This is a genomic window from Roseateles cavernae, from assembly GCF_040187885.1.
GTDB lineage: Bacteria > Pseudomonadota > Gammaproteobacteria > Burkholderiales > Burkholderiaceae_C > Roseateles_E > Roseateles_E cavernae.
Genome location: NZ_JBDPLH010000001.1, coordinates 615,485 through 629,915, shown reverse-complemented (window position 1 = coordinate 629,915; position 14,431 = coordinate 615,485). Strand labels below are relative to the sequence as shown.

13 protein-coding genes are annotated in these 14,431 nt (G+C 68.5%); 1 reads left to right on the top strand and 12 read right to left on the bottom strand.

Going from position 1 to position 14,431, the window contains the following annotated elements; translation table 11 throughout:
• Positions 1-10: 10 nt before the first annotated feature.
• The 5 genes from ABGI63_RS03020 to ABGI63_RS03000 all read right to left on the bottom strand — a co-directional run bounded on the left by ABGI63_RS03020 (position 11) and on the right by ABGI63_RS03000 (position 4,373).
• Positions 11-778 (bottom strand): substrate-binding periplasmic protein, encoded by a 768-nt coding sequence (locus ABGI63_RS03020; protein WP_349740975.1) that lies wholly within the window; start codon positions 776-778, stop codon positions 11-13.
• Between the two features lie 70 nt (positions 779-848).
• Positions 849-2,477 (bottom strand): peptide chain release factor 3, encoded by a 1,629-nt coding sequence (locus tag ABGI63_RS03015; RefSeq protein ID WP_349740974.1) that lies wholly within the window; start codon positions 2,475-2,477, stop codon positions 849-851.
• Between the two features lie 59 nt (positions 2,478-2,536).
• On the bottom strand, positions 2,537-3,142 hold the full coding sequence (locus tag ABGI63_RS03010; protein ID WP_349740973.1) for a type 1 glutamine amidotransferase family protein: 606 nt from the start codon (positions 3,140-3,142) through the stop codon (positions 2,537-2,539).
• Between the two features lie 63 nt (positions 3,143-3,205).
• Entirely contained in the window at positions 3,206-3,793 is a 588-nt protein-coding gene (locus ABGI63_RS03005) for a hypothetical protein (RefSeq protein ID WP_349740972.1), read from the bottom strand.
• Positions 3,794-3,800: 7 nt separating this feature from the next.
• Positions 3,801-4,373: a hypothetical protein gene (locus tag ABGI63_RS03000; protein ID WP_349740971.1), complete on the bottom strand. Its 573-nt coding sequence runs from the start codon at positions 4,371-4,373 to the stop codon at positions 3,801-3,803.
• A gap of 202 nt (positions 4,374-4,575) precedes the next feature.
• Here ABGI63_RS03000 and ABGI63_RS02995 point away from each other — a divergent pair, with 202 nt between their 5' ends.
• On the top strand, positions 4,576-5,322 hold the full coding sequence (locus ABGI63_RS02995; RefSeq protein ID WP_349740970.1) for an NAD-dependent epimerase/dehydratase family protein: 747 nt from the start codon (positions 4,576-4,578) through the stop codon (positions 5,320-5,322).
• Here the strand turns inward: ABGI63_RS02995 and ABGI63_RS02990 are convergent.
• From ABGI63_RS02990 to katG, 7 genes are all read right to left on the bottom strand, one after another.
• On the bottom strand, positions 5,288-6,451 hold the full coding sequence (locus ABGI63_RS02990) for an ABC transporter permease (protein WP_349740969.1): 1,164 nt from the start codon (positions 6,449-6,451) through the stop codon (positions 5,288-5,290). The two genes, ABGI63_RS02995 and ABGI63_RS02990, sit on opposite strands and share 35 nt — an antisense overlap.
• Complete coding sequence (locus ABGI63_RS02985; protein ID WP_349740968.1) at positions 6,451-7,629, bottom strand: ABC transporter permease; 1,179 nt, start codon at positions 7,627-7,629, stop codon at positions 6,451-6,453. The genes ABGI63_RS02990 and ABGI63_RS02985 overlap by 1 nt, the downstream gene beginning before the upstream one ends.
• Positions 7,626-8,624: an HlyD family secretion protein gene (locus tag ABGI63_RS02980; protein ID WP_349740967.1), complete on the bottom strand. Its 999-nt coding sequence runs from the start codon at positions 8,622-8,624 to the stop codon at positions 7,626-7,628. Before ABGI63_RS02980 ends, ABGI63_RS02985 begins: the two co-directional genes overlap by 4 nt.
• Positions 8,621-10,015, bottom strand: coding sequence for a TolC family protein (locus tag ABGI63_RS02975; RefSeq protein ID WP_349740966.1), 1,395 nt, complete (start codon positions 10,013-10,015; stop codon positions 8,621-8,623). Before ABGI63_RS02975 ends, ABGI63_RS02980 begins: the two co-directional genes overlap by 4 nt.
• Entirely contained in the window at positions 10,016-10,528 is a 513-nt protein-coding gene (locus ABGI63_RS02970) for a Dps family protein (protein WP_349740965.1), read from the bottom strand. It lies immediately after the preceding gene.
• A gap of 117 nt (positions 10,529-10,645) precedes the next feature.
• Positions 10,646-11,932 carry an NF038122 family metalloprotease gene (locus tag ABGI63_RS02965; RefSeq protein ID WP_349740964.1) on the bottom strand — a complete coding sequence of 429 codons (1,287 nt, stop codon included), beginning with the start codon at positions 11,930-11,932 and terminating at the stop codon, positions 10,646-10,648.
• A 235-nt stretch (positions 11,933-12,167) separates the two neighbouring features.
• A complete protein-coding gene (gene katG / locus ABGI63_RS02960; protein WP_349740963.1) occupies positions 12,168-14,318 on the bottom strand; it encodes a catalase/peroxidase HPI in 2,151 nt (716 codons plus the stop codon).
• Positions 14,319-14,431 lie beyond the last annotated feature (113 nt).

Here is a 14,431-nt window from a genome sequence, read left to right as displayed (position 1 = left end):
GTCTAGCGATTCAGGCGAAGTAGCGCTGCCGCAGCTGCGCATAGCGGCCGTCGCGCTTGATACGGTCCAGCGCCGTCTGCAGGCGCTTCACCAGGGCCGGGTCGGTGTCGGGCGGCAGGCCGTACCAGTAGGACTTGTCGATGTCGTAGGGCAGCACGGCACTCAGTGTGTCCAGAGGCAGCTGCAGCCGGCGCAGATGCCAGGCGGCCGCCCAGTCCAGCATCAGCAGCAGCGACATGCGGCCGGCCAGCAGCTTGCGCAGATTGCTCTCGTCATCCAGCGCCCATTCCAGATGCTCCTCGGGCCGCAGCCCGTCGGCCAGCAGCTGGCGTGCCGCCGCCGAGTCGCGCACCACACCGATCCGGTGGCCCTGCAACTGCTGCAGGCTGCTGAGCCGGATGTCGGTGCGTGGGCCGAGCCGGTAAATCATGATGCGGCGCGGCCCGATCGGTCCCACCCACTGGAACTGCGCCTCCCGCGCGGGTGTGCGGGTCAGCGAGAACAGCAGGCTGGTCGAGGTCTGGGCCGCGCCCTGCTGAGCGCGTGGCCAGGGCATGACCTCGATGTCTATCGGCAGCTCCACCTCGGCGGCGATCAGCCGCAGCAGCTCGACGCTGAAGCCGCCGGGCTGGCCCTCGATCTCATGGTTCAGCGGTGGCAGGTTCTCGGTGAAGCCGCGCAGCCGGGTGTCGGCCGCCCGCGCGCCACCCAGCCCCATCAAGGCCAGCGCCGTGAACGCCCGTCGATCCAGCCGGGTGGCTCCCTGTTGCTTCTGCATCGGGCCAGTGTAGGCAGGCCCGGTGATGGCCCGATGACGCGCTAGCGCCAGCAATGCCAAGCTTTTGGCGTCAGCCGTCGATTCGTCGCTGGAACACCAGCCCCGCATGCTCGCGCAGCGCGTGGAACTTGATCTTGGGCCAGTTGCTCTCGATTGCGCGCAGCTCGGGGGCGTATTCGACCAGCACCGTCGGCGCGTCCACCGCGTCATAGGCCATGCGATGGTCGTTGGCGTCGATGAAGCGCTTCAGCTCCTTTTCATCGTCGCAGGTCACCCAACGCGCCACCTGGAAGCGGCTGCCGGTGATGCGGGCCTTGACCCCGTACTCGTGCTCAAGCCGGTGCGCCACCACCTCGAACTGCAGCTGGCCCACCGCACCCAAGAGCAGCACGCTGCCGACGATGGGGCGGAACACCTGGATCGCGCCCTCCTCGCCCAGCTGGGTCAGACCGGCCTTCAGCTGCTTGGTCTTCAGCGGGTCGGCCACTTCGACGCTGCGGAACATTTCCGGCGCGAAGAAGGGCAGGCCGGTGAACTGCAGGGCCTCGCCCTCGGTGATGGTGTCGCCCAGCTGCAGCACGCCATGGTTGGGGATGCCGATGATGTCGCCGCCGAAGGCCTCGTCCAGCAGCTCGCGGCGCTGGCTCAGGAAACTCACCACCGTGTTCGGTCGCAGCTCCTTGCCGGAGCGCACCACCTTGAGCCGCATGCCGCGCTCGAAATGGCCCGAGGCTACGCGCAGGAAGGCGATGCGGTCGCGGTGGGCCGGGTCCATATTCGCTTGAATTTTGAACACCACGCCGCTGAATTTCGTCTCCTCGGGCTTGACCACGCGCTGCAGCGCGGCCCGCTCGCCGGGGGCCGGTGCCAACTCGACCAGCGAGTCGAGGATTTCCTGCACGCCGAAGTTGTTGACCGCCGAGCCGAAGAACATCGGCGTCTGCCGGCCGCTCAGGAAGTCGTCCAGATCAAAGGCCGGCGCGGCCTCGCGCACCAGCTCGATCTCGCCCTGGGCCTGCTCGTACTGCATGCCGAAGCGGCCCGCGTACTCGGGATTGTCCAGGCCCGCCAGCACCTCCTCCTCGCCGGCGGCCCTGTCCTCGCCCGGTGCGAACACCCGCATCTGCTGCTTGCGCAGGTCCATCACGCCATGGAAGGCCTTGCCCATGCCCACCGGCCAGGTGAAGGGCACGACCGTCATGCCCAGCTCGCGCTCGATCTCGTCCATCAGCGCCAGCGGGTCCTGCACCTCGCGGTCCATCTTGTTGACAAAGGTCAGGATGGGCGTGTTGCGGGCCCGGCAGACCTGCAGCAGGCGGCGGGTCTGCGGCTCGACGCCGTTGGCCGCGTCGATCACCATCAGCGCCGCATCGACCGCGGTCAGCACGCGGTAGGTGTCTTCCGAGAAGTCCTGGTGGCCCGGGGTGTCGAGAAGATTGATCACGCAGTCGCGGTATTCCATCTGCATCACCGACGAAGCCACCGAGATGCCGCGCTGCTTCTCGATCTCCATCCAGTCCGAGGTCGCATGGCGCGAGGCCTTGCGGGCCTTCACCGAGCCGGCGATCTGGATCGCACCCGAGAACAGCAGCAGCTTCTCCGTCAGCGTGGTCTTGCCGGCGTCGGGGTGGGAAATGATGGCGAAGGTGCGGCGGCGGCGCACTTCGGTTTCGATGCGGGTAGGAAGGTCGGCAGACATGGCGGGGTCGGGCAGGGGGCTAACCGGCGATTATCGCCGCTGCCCTGCGGCGGCTCGGTTCAAGCCGGCGCGGTGAAGGGTTTGACAAGCGCCAGCAGCCGCTCCACATAGGCCTGCTTCTCCCCCACCGGCGCCACATAGTGCAGCGCCTCGCGGGCGGCGGCTTCGCCGGCTTTCTTCAGCATCACCCAGGTGGCCAGGTATTGCGAGGCCAGGCAGCCGCCGGCGGTGGCGATGGGGCCGCGGGCGTGGAAGGGTTCGTCCAGCACCACGGCGCCGGCCTCGACGACCCAGGGCTTGGTCGTCAGATCGGTGCAGGCGGGGCAGTCGCCCAGCAGGCCCAGGCGGGCCATCAACAGGGTGCCCGAGCATTGCGCGCCGATCAGCTGGCGCACCGGGTCGAGCTGCAGCCGGTCCAGCAGCGCGCTGTTCTCGGCAATCGCGCGGGTGTAGAGGCCCGAGCCGAACAGCACGACATCGGCCTCGTTGGCCCACTCCAGCGGCCGCTGCAGCTGCACCGTGACGCCGTTCATCGATGTCACATGGCTGCCCGGCCCGCACAGCTCGGCGCTGAAGCCCTGCGGCCGCAGCCGGTTCAGCAGACCCAGCGCGATGAAGCTGTCGAGCTCGTTGAAGCCGTCGAAGCTGAGGATGGCGATATGCATGAATTGCCTGCTACGAGTCGCAGCAGGCAATGTACCAGCAGCAAGATCGCCGCTCCTGACTACTCAGCGCAGCTTGTTGCCGCTGTCGCTCAGGGCCTTGACCAGCTTCTTCAAGGCATCTTCCGAGGCCCGTCGTGCGGCCAGCGAGAAGTCGCTCTTGAACTCGTCGAACTCGGCCCGCCCCTCGCCTTGCACCCGAATTTCCGTCACGGGCTGCCCCTGGGGGTCAAGCACCGCACCGCTGAGTTCAACCGTGAACAAGGTGGGCGGCCAGGTCACCAGGCTTTGTGACCAGGAGGTGGTCGCAATGCTGGGCTTGACGATGTAGTTGAGGTTCTCGGACTTGATCAATGGGTCGCTGGGGCCGCTGATCTTGCTGACATCGGCAAAGCTCTGGCTCAGCGCATGGTAGATCCCTACCTCAAGGTCGCGATAGGGAAAGTAACTGAGCTTGTCTCCGCCGCCGCCAGGCGAATTCACTTCGCGTTGACGGTCCTCGGCGGTGACGATCAGGCCGATCTTGCGCTCCAGCTTGGTGCCGGCCGGCGCTTGAACATTTGCCAGATTGGGGCTCAGTGAGATCGGGTGGGCGCAGCCGGTGGCGATCAGCACCAGACTCACCCAGGACAGCAGCATCAGGAAACGTGTCATCTCGGCCTCACTTCAATGCAGCCAGAAACTCGGCGTCGGCGAACAAGCGGGTGATCAGCGCCTGAACGACCACCGGGTACTGCTGCTGGGCCTTGGGAATCGCAACGGCGCCCATGAAGGACGACTCCCAGTTCAGAGTGGTTCTGTGGGTCTTCTCGTAGCGTGTTTGGCCGGCGTTCTTGACGATGAAGCGGGCCTCAATCTCGCCGCTGGCCGTCGAGAAGCCGGAAGCGTCGATATCGTTCTTCAGCAACAGTCCGCTGATCTCCAGCTTTGACTGGGGATCGAGTTTGCCCGCGAGCACCAGTTCCTGGCGCAGTGCGTCGGCCAGATAGGCGGCGTAGTTCGCACCGACCGGCGACTCCATGCTGGAGCCGCGCAAGCCGATGGACTGAGCACCGGCCGCACCTGCATTGACTGAGAACACGCCCAGCGCCAGAGACTGTGGCAGCTTCTTGATCGCCTGGACGTTGTCCAGAGAGGGTTGGTAGGGCGGCGCCTTGGTGGCGCAACCGGCCGACAGCAGTGCGACCAGAGTGACGGACAGGGCGATGCCGCCCTTCGAGATGGATTTGTACATGAGCCTCCCTCGGTATCGAGGATATTGTTGGAGATGCCGCCGATCACGGCGGCCGAAGGATACAGGCCCGGCCGGCCGCGTCACTCGGGGTTTTTGCGAGGATTCGCAGTCGCTACAGTGCGGCCTACCCGACTCCATCGATGCCTCATGCATGCTTGGTGGCGCGGACCACGACCCGAGCGATGAGCAAGAAAGACCAGCAATGACGACTGCGACGATCCTGATCACCGGCGCCGCCGGCCGCATAGGCCGTGCCTTCTGGCGGGCGCAGCCGGACCGCTCGGCCCTGCGCCTGGCCGATATCGCCACCGCAGGCCTGGCCGAGTCCGGCGCCGAGGTGCTGGCGCTGGACATCAGCGATGCCCAGGCCTGCATGCGCGCCTGTGCCGGCATTGACACGGTGATCCATCTGGCGGCCGACCCTTCGCCGGAGGCCGACTTCATGGGCTCGTTGCTGCCGGTCAATATCGTCGGCAGCTACAACCTGTTCACCGCCGCCCGGGCCCAGGGCTGCCGGCGCTTTGTCTTTGCCAGCAGTGCCCAGGCCGTCGAGGGCTATGCGCTGGACCTGCAGGTGCAGGAGCAGATGGCGCCGCGCCCCAAGAACCTCTACGGCGCCAGCAAGGCCTTCGGCGAGGCGCTGGCCGCGCTGTTCGCGCAGGACGGCATGATGACGACCGTGGCGGTGCGCATCGCCAATGTCGCCGAGTTTGCGCCGGGCCAGCAGCACAGCCCGCGCGATGTGGCCGCCTTCATCAGCGAGCGCGATGTGGTGCAGCTGCTGCAGCGCTGCGTCGAGGCCGAGCTGAGCGGTTTCCATGTGGTGCACGGCGTGTCCGACAACCGCTACAAGCGCCTGGCCATAGACCAGACGCGCCGCTTGCTGGACTACCGGCCGGCCGACGACGCCTTTGTCATCCTGGAAGGCCAGGCACCGCTGCCGGCCTGAGCGCGGCCGGCCGGCGCCGCAGTGCCCAGGCCGCCAGCAGGCTGTAGCCCAGCGCCTGGCCGCACAAGGCCAGCAGCTGCGGGCCGACGGCGTGCAGCGGCGCGCCCATCTGGTTGAGCCGCACAAAGCCCTGGATGCCAGGTACCGCCGGTATCAAGAGCTCGCCCAGCCACCACAGCGGCGCCGGCAGGGCCTCACGCGGCCACGAGAAGCCGGCCAGAAAGGCCATAGGCAGCGAGCTGCACAACAAGAGCTGCATGGCCCGCTCGCGTTCGGCCAGCAGCGCGCCCAGCGCCACGCCGGCCGCCGCGATGGCCCAGCAAAAAGGCAGCAGCAGCAGCGCCGCGCCGGCCGGGTTGCCGCCATGGGCATAGCCGAAGAAGGGGAAGATCAGCACGAAGAACCAGGCCGCGCTGAGCCCGCCGAAGCTGGCGAAGGCCATGCAGCGGGCGCTCCAGAGGGCGAGGCTCTCGGCGGGCCGCGTGCGGTCCTCGAAGCGCTGGCCCACCCACATCGCGATACCGATCAGCAGCAGCTGCTGCACGATCAGCACCGCCACCGCCGGCACCACCGCGCTGCCATAGCCCTCATGCGGGTTGTAGAGTGCGGCCAGCTCCACATTCAGCGGGCTGCGGCTGGCGGCGGCCTGCCGCGGCGACTGACCCTGGGCCTGCAGCTGGCGCAGCTCGATGCCGGCCGATACCGTGCCCAGCACCTCGGCAAAACCCAGCAGCACGATCTTGTTGGCGAGGAAGTAGGCGCCGTCGGCCAGCACCGGCACGACCTGAGCCCGGCCGCGGCCGGCCTCGCGCTTGAGTCCGGCCGGCAGCAGCACATAGCCCTGGATCTCGCCGGCCGCCAGCGCGGCCCGGGCCCGGCCCTCGTCGGCCGTCAGCAGCGCCAGCTCCAGGCGCGGGCTGGCCTGGGCGAAGCGCTGGATCTGGCGGCTCAGGGCGCTGTGATCCTGGTCGACGATGGCCACCGGCACCCGCTGCAGCTGCTCGCTCGCATAAGGCCAGGGGTAGAAGAAGGAATAGATCAGCGGCGCGATCAAGAGCATCAGCAGCACGCCGGGATCGCGCAGCACCGCGCGCCAGGTGCCGACGACTTCGCGCAGCCAGCCGCTCATCAGCGCTTGCCCCAGGCGGCCGGGTCATGGGCCACACGCGGCAGCCGCCAGGCGGCCAGCGCCAGCAGGGCCAGCGCAGCGGCCGTCAGCGCAGCCAGCAGCGGCAGCGCGCGCTGCGCCGCCCAGCCCTGCTGCAGCAGGCCGACCTGGGCCTGCATCAGCCAGGTCAGCGGCAGCGCCTCGGCCCAGAGCCGCGCGCCCTCGGGCATGGCCATCAGCGGAAAACCGATGCCGGAGAAGGCAAAAGCCGGCGCGGTGATGAAGCCGGCCGCCGACAAGGCCAGGCGCAGCGAGCGCGCCAGCAAGGCCACGGCCGCGCCCAGCGCCAGATACAGCGCCAGCAGCGCCGCATGCAGGGCCAGCAGCATCGGAGCGCCCGAGGGCAGCAGCCCGAGGCCCAGCAGCGCCAGCAGCAGGGCTGCGTCGACCGCGCCCAGCAGCAGCCAGGCGGGCGCCAGCTTGGCCAGCAGGGCCGGCCAGGCCTGAGCCCCGGCAGTGTCCAGCCAGGCCGGGCTCGTGCCGTCACGCAGCTCGCGGCCCACGGTCCAGGCGCCGGCCACCATGGCCAGCAGATGCAACAGGGCCGGCATCAGCGCCGTGGCCAGGAACTGCTGGTAGTTCAGCGCCGGGTTGTACTGCGAGCCCAGGCCCGCGCGCAGCGGCTCGAAGCCCTGCGTCGCGGCCTGTGGCGCCTGGCCGCGCTTCTCGCGCGCCAGGATCTCGATGCCGGCCGACATCGTGCCGACCGCGCCGCGCACATCCCTCTGGATCAGGCCCGAGTGGGTCGCAAACTGGGCGTTGTGCAGCAAGGTGACGCTGGCGGCGCGGCCGCTCTTGAGTTCGCGGGCCAGGCCCGCCGGGATCACCAGCACCGCATAGACCGCGCCGCCCTGCAGCGCGCTACGGGCCTCGGCCGCATCGGCCAGCGGCCGGGCCAGGCGCAGGCCTGGCGCGGCATCGAGCAGGCGTTGCAGCTGGCGCGATGCGGCGCTGTGGTCCTGGTCCAGCACGGCGATGGGCAGCCGGCTCGCCAGGCCGGCCGAGAAGGTCCACAGCATCAAGAGGCCCAGCAGCAGCGGCACCCAGGAGAGCATGGCCAGGTCCAGCGGGCTGGCGCGCAGCTGTGCCCATTCGCGCGCCCAGACCTTGGCCCAAGCCGAGCGCCGGCCCGAAGTCACGGCAGCAGCACGCTCATGCCCGGGCGGGCGCCCTGGATGGGCTGCAGCGGCCGCGCCTTGACCTCGAAGGTGCGCAGGTCATAGCCCTGGTTGCCGCGGGTGGCGCGCCAGGTGGCGAAGTCGGGCAGCACCTTGGAGGCGGTGACCTTGAAGCGCAGGCGTGGCTGCTCGGGCAGGGCCGGCAGGCGGGCCTCGAACTCGGCCCCGATCGCGAAGCGTGCCAGCTGGTCCTCGCGCACGTTGAACACGGCCCATTGATCGGCCAGGTCGACAACGGTCACGACCGGCACGCCGGCCGGCGACAGCTCGCCGACCTTGGCCAGCAGCTTGGCCACGGTACCGGCCACCGGGCTCTTCAGCTCGGTCTCGGCGCGGGCCGCCTCGACCTCCTGCACCAGGCCGGCCACCTGGCGGGCCTGGGCGCTGGCGGCCGCCTGGTCCTCAGCACGGGCGCCCGCCTGGGCCAGCTCCCATTGCGCCTTGGCGGCCTCGGCCAGGCGTTCGCTGGCGCGCCAGTTGGCCTCGGCCTCGTCGCGTTTTTGCGTGGCCACCAGGCCGTCGCGGTGCAGGCTCTCGACCCGCTCATGGCTTTTCCTGGCCAGCTCGGCGCCGGCCTGGGCGCGCTCGTAGTTGGCGCGTGCCATCCGGATCTCCTGCGGGCGGGCGCCGTTGTGCGCCTTCAGCACCACCGCCGAGGCTGCGGCCTCGGCATTGCTGGCCTGGGCCAGCTTGGCCTGGACCTCGGGGCTGTCGATGCGCAGCAGCAGCTCGCCCTTGGCGATGGCCTGGCCCTCCTGCACCCGCAGCTCGGCGATGCGGCCGGTCAGCTTGGGCGCGATATCGGTTTCCTGCGCTTCCATCATGCCCTGGATCGGCGCCTGCTCGGGGCCGCGGCCGGCCTGCCAGAGCGCGTAGATGCCCAGGCCGGCGGCCAGGGCGATGATCAGCGGGGTCAGGACTTGCTTGGCGTTCATCGCGGTGTGCTCGCTCTTCATTCGATGCGCAGGGCGGCCTGGTTCAGGTAGTCGCCCAGGCTGTCGAGCTGAGCGCAGGCCTGCAGCAGGCCGGTCAGCGCCATCACATAGTCATAGGCGACCTGGGCGCGGGCGGTGCGCTGCTTGGCGAGGTTCAGTTCGGCGTCGATCAGGTCCAGCGTGGTGCTGGTGCCCTGGCGCAGGCCGGCCTGGCGCAGGCGCAGCAGCTCATGGGCCAGCTCGTCCTGGGCCTGCAGGCTCAGGTATTGCTCGCGGGCGTTTTCGGTGGCCCGCCACTGGCGCTCGACCAGCAGCGCGATATCGCTGCGTGCCTGCGCGTCGGTCGCGTCGGCCTGGGCGATCTGGCTGGCGTGCGAGCGGTCCAGCGCGCCATGGTCCAGCGAGTCCCACAGATTCAGGCGCAGGCCGACGCCGGCCACCCAGTCGCCGTTGTGCGTCAGCGAGCGCTGGCCGAAGGCGAACAGCTGAGGCTTGTTGAGCGCCTTGCCGGCGCGCTGCAGTTCGCTGGCCTGCTCCTTCCTGGCCGCCACCTTGGCCAGGCCCGGATGGTTGGCCAGGGCCACGATGATGAAGTCCTGCAGCGGCGGCAGCGGCCGCGGGCTCAGCGCCAGCGGCGTGCTGGGCTGGGGCGGGGCGTCGAGCTTGAGGCTGCGTGCCAGCGCCAGCGCGGCCAGGTCCGCATCGCTGCGTGCCTTGCGCGCCTGGTAGCGGGCGTCTTCCAGGGCGGCGCGGGCCTGCAGGCGTTCGAGCCTGGACAGCACGCCGGTGGCGAGCATCTTCTCGGCTGCCGCATCATGGGCCGCGATGCCCTCGGCGGCGGCCTCGCGCAACGCCGCGGCGCGGCGCGCCAGCTGCGTCAGGAAGTAGCGCTGTGCCAGCAGCGCGGCCGCCTCATGCTCGCTGCTTTGCAGATCGGCGCTGGCCTCGGCGGTCTGGGCGGCGGCCAGGCCGCGCGCGGCCTCGGTGGCGCCACCCAGATAGAGCGGCCAGACGGCCGACAGCGAGGCGGTGCTGCCGCTGTTGCTGCGCTCCAGCGTGTAGCTGTGCGGCAGTTGCGGCAGGGCAGGCAAGACCTGACCCAGCAGCGGCGGCAATTGCGGAACGATCTGGTCCAGGCGCTGGGACAAGGGGTCCAGATCGATGTCCAGGCTGGCCTTGTAGCGGTAGGCCGCGCCGCTCAGGCTGACGCTGGGCCCGCCCAGGCCGGCGATGCCCTCGGCGCGCGCCTGCTTGTGGGCCAGGCCGGCGCGGGCGGCGGCCAGCTGGTCCGAGCCGCCGCGCAGGCGCTGCAGGGCCTCGTCCCAGCTTAACTTCTGGACGTGGGCCTGGGCCTGGGCCTGGGCCGCACCCGCGACCAGCAGCAGGGCCAGCGGTGCCGCTGCCAATCGCATTTACTCTTCCAGCAGGCTGCGCAGCATCCAGGCGGTTTGCTCGTGCACGGTCAGGCGCTGGGTCAGGATGTCGGCGCTGGGCTCGTCGCTGGCCTTGTCGACCAGCGGGAACAGGCTGCGCGCGGTGCGCGCCGCGCCTTCATGGCCCTCGACCAGGATGCGCACCATCTCCAGCGCCTTGGGCGGCGTCGCCGGGGCGTCCTTCAGCGAGCTGAGCTTGGCGAACTGCGCATAGGAGCCCGGGGCGGGGTGGCCCAGCGAGCGGATGCGCTCGGCAATCGGGTCGACCGCGTTCCACAGCTCGGTGTACTGGGTCATGAACATCGCATGCAGCGAGTTGAACATCGGCCCGGTGACGTTCCAGTGGAAGTTGTGGGTGGTCAGGTAGAGCGTGTAGGTGTCGGCCAGCAGCTTGGACAGGCCGGCGGCGATGGCGGCGCGGTCCTTGTCGTTGATGCCGATATTGATGGCCGAGGCGGCGGGCTGGGCGGTCTTGCTTGCACGTTTGCTCATGAGATGTCCTTGCTGAGTTTGAGAAAGGCTGGCACTGGCTTCGCACTATAGGCCGGCGCCAGCCGATTTCTCAGCACAGGGATGGCATCAAGGCTTCGGTTCTCGCACGACCTCGACTCAGGCGGTGCCGGACTTGCGACGGCGCGCCAGCAGGCCGCCGACCGCGCCCAGACCCAGCAGCAGCTGGGCCCAGGTGGCGGGCTCGGGCACGGCGACGACGGCCAGACCATCGAGCTGGTAGATGGACGCGGTGTCCATGCTGTACTTGCTGGCCTGCAGCGCATCGATGTTCAGGTTCCAGCCCATCGCGTCGAAGGCGGCGAGATCGTTCTGCGTCACCCGGCCGTCGGCGCACGGTGTGCCGGTGGGGTCCATCAGGCCGATATCGGTGCCGCTCAGGAAGCAGCCCGGCCGGCCGGCATCGGGATAGAGCTTGCTATCGCCCCAGTGCGAGGCCTGATTCTGGTCGCCGTTGTAGGCGCCGGTCGAGAAGTCGGCAATCTTCTGGTCGGGGTTGTTGAAGTTGAACGGCGTGACGCCGTCGATCGAGAAGAAAGCGTCCTTGTTGGCGCCCCATTGCAGCTGCAAATGGCCGTCGATCGCCGGGCTGGCGCCATAGCGGAACAGGTCAAGCACGCTGCCGATCGCGAAGTCGTCGAGCCGCTGCGAGCCGAACACGCCCGACTCCAGCAGATCGGCGCCGGGGCCGTTGGCGCGACCGAAGTAGTCGAAGGTGTCGGCGCCGCTGACAAAGCCCAAGGCATGGCCCAGCTCATGGATGGCGACGGCGGTGAAGTCGTAGCTGCCGGCGGCGGTGCCGTTGGTCGGGTTGTAGTCGAAGCCGAAGCTCGAGCTGAAGGTGATGTTGGCGTCGTAGCGGGCGTTGTTCGAGGGCGTCAGGCCCAGGGCCTTCTGCACCGAGGTGTTCACGTCCAGATAGCGGTTGATGTGGTCGTTGCCGTCGGCGCGGCGGCTGCCTATCGTGGTGTCGACACCGATCTGCTGGGCGGCATCGACATAGCCATTGACGCGCATCGCGACACTGCCCTGGGCGTTCAGCGCCACCAGGCCGTTGACGGCGATATTGTCCAGCGCGCTCTTGCTGGTGTTGGCCCGCAGGGCGCTGTAGACATCCTTGACCGCGACCTCGCCGCTGCTGCTGCCGGCCTGGGCCAGCACATTGGCGCCCAGGTCGGCAAAGCCGATCTTGATATTGACGGTGACGTCGTTGCTGATGGTCTTGTTCCAGTAGTTCGCCGCCTTCTGGAAGGCCAGCAAGGCCTCGGGCGAGGCACCGTAGCTGTTGTCGGTGTCCCACAGCACGATGTTCAGCGCGCTGGCCTGGCCGGCGCAGGCGATGGCGGCCGCTGCCGCGACCGTGCGCAGCATAGAGATGGTCTTCATTGCGATTCCTCCGTTGGGGCTTTGTCAGCCACTCGATCAGGGCTGTCGGCCGGGCATCGGATGATGCCCGGCAGGTCTTGTGGACATCCCGAGGTCTCGGAGAATAGGCAATAGTTCACGAGCCAGAACGACGCCCTCCCCCCTGTCTGAGGGGAGGTGTTGTCCTAGGTGCTTGCCGCCAACGCTTGTGGCGAAGGGTCAGGTGTTGACAGGGGCCGGAAACCGGCCCGCGCGATCACGCCAGGTCGAAGCGGTCCAGGTTCATCACCTTGGTCCAGGCGGCGACGAAGTCGGCGACGAACTTCTGCTGCCCGTCCGCGCTGGCGTAGACCTCGGCATAGGCGCGCAGCACCGAGTTGGAGCCGAAGACCAGATCGCTGCGGGTGCCGCTGTACTTGACCGCACCCGTCTTGCGGTCCCGGCCCTCGAACAGCTCGCCCTCGCCATCGACCGCCTTCCAATCGGTACTCATATCGAGCAGGTTGACGAAGAAGACATTGCTCAGCACGCCGACCTGCTCGGTGAACACGCCGTGCTTGCTGCCGTCGGCGTTGGCACCGAGCACGCGCAGGCCGCCGACCAGGGCGGTCAGCTCCGGCGCGGTCAGCGTCAGCAGCTGGGCCCGGTCGATCAGCAGCGCCTCGGTGGCCGCGCCGATCTTGCCCTTTTTATAGTTGCGGAAGCCGTCGGCCAGCGGCTCCATCAGCGCGAAGGATTCGACATCGGTCTGTTCCTGCGTGGCATCGACCCGGCCCGGCGCGAACGGCACCTCGACCGCGACGCCGGCCGCCTTGGCCGCCTGCTCGACGCCGACGCTGCCGGCCAGCACGATCACATCGGCCAGCGAGGCCTTGCCCGAGGCCTTCTGGATCTCGGCCAGGGTGGGCAGGGCGGCGATGGCGCGCCGGTTCACTTCCCAGTCCTTCTGCGGTGCCAGGGCCAGGCGGGCACCATTGGCGCCGCCCCGCTTGTCACCGCCGCGGAAGGTCGAGGCCGAGGCCCAGGCCACCGACACCAGCTCGCTGACCGACAGGCCGGAGGCCGCGATCTTGGCCTTCAGCTCGGCGATGTCCGCTGCGGACGGGTTGTGCGTGGCGGCCGGCAGCGGGTCTTGCCAGATCAGGTCTTCCTTCGGCACCTCGGGGCCGAGGTAGCGGGCCTTCGGGCCCATATCGCGGTGGGTCAGCTTGAACCAGGCGCGGGCAAAGGCCTCGGCAAAGGCCTGCGGGTCTTCGAGGAAGCGCTTGGAGATCTTGCCGAACTCGGGGTCGAAGCGCATCGTCAGGTCGGTGGTCAGCATCTTGGGCTTGTGGAACTTGCCCGGCACATGGGCGTCCGGAATGATGTCCGGCGCGTCCTTGGCCACCCACTGCTTGGCGCCGGCGGGGCTCTTCTCCAGCTCCCACTCGAACTTGAACAAGTTCTCGAAGAAGTTATTGCCCCACTGCGCCGGGGTCGTGGTCCAGGTCACTTCGAGGCCGCTGGAGACGGTGTCCTTGCCGTGGCCTTGCCCGAAGTTGCTGTTCCAGCCCAGGCCCTGGGCCTCGATGCCGGCACCCTCGGGCTCGGGGCCTTTGTGCGATTCGGGGGCGGCGCCGTGGGCCTTGCCGAAGGTGTGGCCGCCGGCGATCAGCGCGACGATCTCCTCGTCGTCCATCGCCATGCGGTAGAAGGTGGCGCGGATGTCCTTGGCGGCGGCCATGTAGTCGCCGCTGGCATTCGGGCCCTCGGGGTTCACATAGATCAGACCCATATGGGTGGCGGCGAGGTTATGGTCCAGCTCGCGATCACCGTGGAAGCGCTTGTCGGTGGCCAGCCAGGTGCTCTCGGCGCCCCAGTTGACGTCCATGTCCGGTTCCCAGACATCGGCGCGGCCGCCGGCAAAGCCGAAGGTGCGAAAGCCCATCGATTCCAGCGCCACATTGCCGGCCAGGATGAAGAGGTCGGCCCAGGAGATCTTCTGGCCATACTTCTGCTTGATCGGCCACAGCAGGCGGCGCGACTTGTCGATATTGACGTTGTCGGGCCAGGAGTTCAGCGGGGCGAAACGCTGCTGGCCGCGGCCGCCGCCGCCGCGACCATCGAGCGTGCGGTAGGTGCCGGCCGAGTGCCAGGCCATGCGAATCATCTGCGGGCCGTAGTGGCCGAAGTCGGCCGGCCACCAGTCCTGGCTGTCGGTCATCAGCTTGACCAGATCGGCCTTCAGCGCCTTGTAGTCGAGCTTCTTGAATTCTTCGGCGTAGTTGAAGGTCTCACCCAGCGGGTCGGACTTGCTGGAGTGCTGGTTCAGCAGATCGACGCGCAGCTGGTTGGGCCACCAGTCCTTGTTCGTCGTGCCGCCGCCGGCAGCATGGTGGAAGGGGCACTTGTTCGCTTCACTGGTCATGGCTTATCTCCTCGGGTGTGGCCAGCCGTGGCTGGATGGAAGGGAGAAGACTAAATTTCGGCTACCAATAGATCAATTTGTTTGAATCAAAGTCGGCGATAGCTAGAAACAAA

Excerpts from the sequence above, each read along its gene's own strand:
- ABGI63_RS03020 (WP_349740975.1), bottom strand. The coding sequence starts at position 778 with ATGCAGAAGCAACAGGGAGCCACCCGGCTGGATCGACGGGCGTTCACG.
- ABGI63_RS03015 (WP_349740974.1), bottom strand. The coding sequence starts at position 2,477 with ATGTCTGCCGACCTTCCTACCCGCATCGAAACCGAAGTGCGCCGCCGC.
- ABGI63_RS03010 (WP_349740973.1), bottom strand. The coding sequence starts at position 3,142 with ATGCATATCGCCATCCTCAGCTTCGACGGCTTCAACGAGCTCGACAGC.
- ABGI63_RS03005 (WP_349740972.1), bottom strand. The coding sequence starts at position 3,793 with ATGACACGTTTCCTGATGCTGCTGTCCTGGGTGAGTCTGGTGCTGATC.
- ABGI63_RS03000 (WP_349740971.1), bottom strand. The coding sequence starts at position 4,373 with ATGTACAAATCCATCTCGAAGGGCGGCATCGCCCTGTCCGTCACTCTG.
- ABGI63_RS02995 (WP_349740970.1), top strand. The coding sequence starts at position 4,576 with ATGACGACTGCGACGATCCTGATCACCGGCGCCGCCGGCCGCATAGGC.
- ABGI63_RS02990 (WP_349740969.1), bottom strand. The coding sequence starts at position 6,451 with ATGAGCGGCTGGCTGCGCGAAGTCGTCGGCACCTGGCGCGCGGTGCTG.
- ABGI63_RS02980 (WP_349740967.1), bottom strand. The coding sequence starts at position 8,624 with ATGAAGAGCGAGCACACCGCGATGAACGCCAAGCAAGTCCTGACCCCG.
- ABGI63_RS02975 (WP_349740966.1), bottom strand. The coding sequence starts at position 10,015 with ATGCGATTGGCAGCGGCACCGCTGGCCCTGCTGCTGGTCGCGGGTGCG.
- ABGI63_RS02970 (WP_349740965.1), bottom strand. The coding sequence starts at position 10,528 with ATGAGCAAACGTGCAAGCAAGACCGCCCAGCCCGCCGCCTCGGCCATC.
- ABGI63_RS02965 (WP_349740964.1), bottom strand. The coding sequence starts at position 11,932 with ATGAAGACCATCTCTATGCTGCGCACGGTCGCGGCAGCGGCCGCCATC.
- katG (WP_349740963.1), bottom strand. The coding sequence starts at position 14,318 with ATGACCAGTGAAGCGAACAAGTGCCCCTTCCACCATGCTGCCGGCGGC.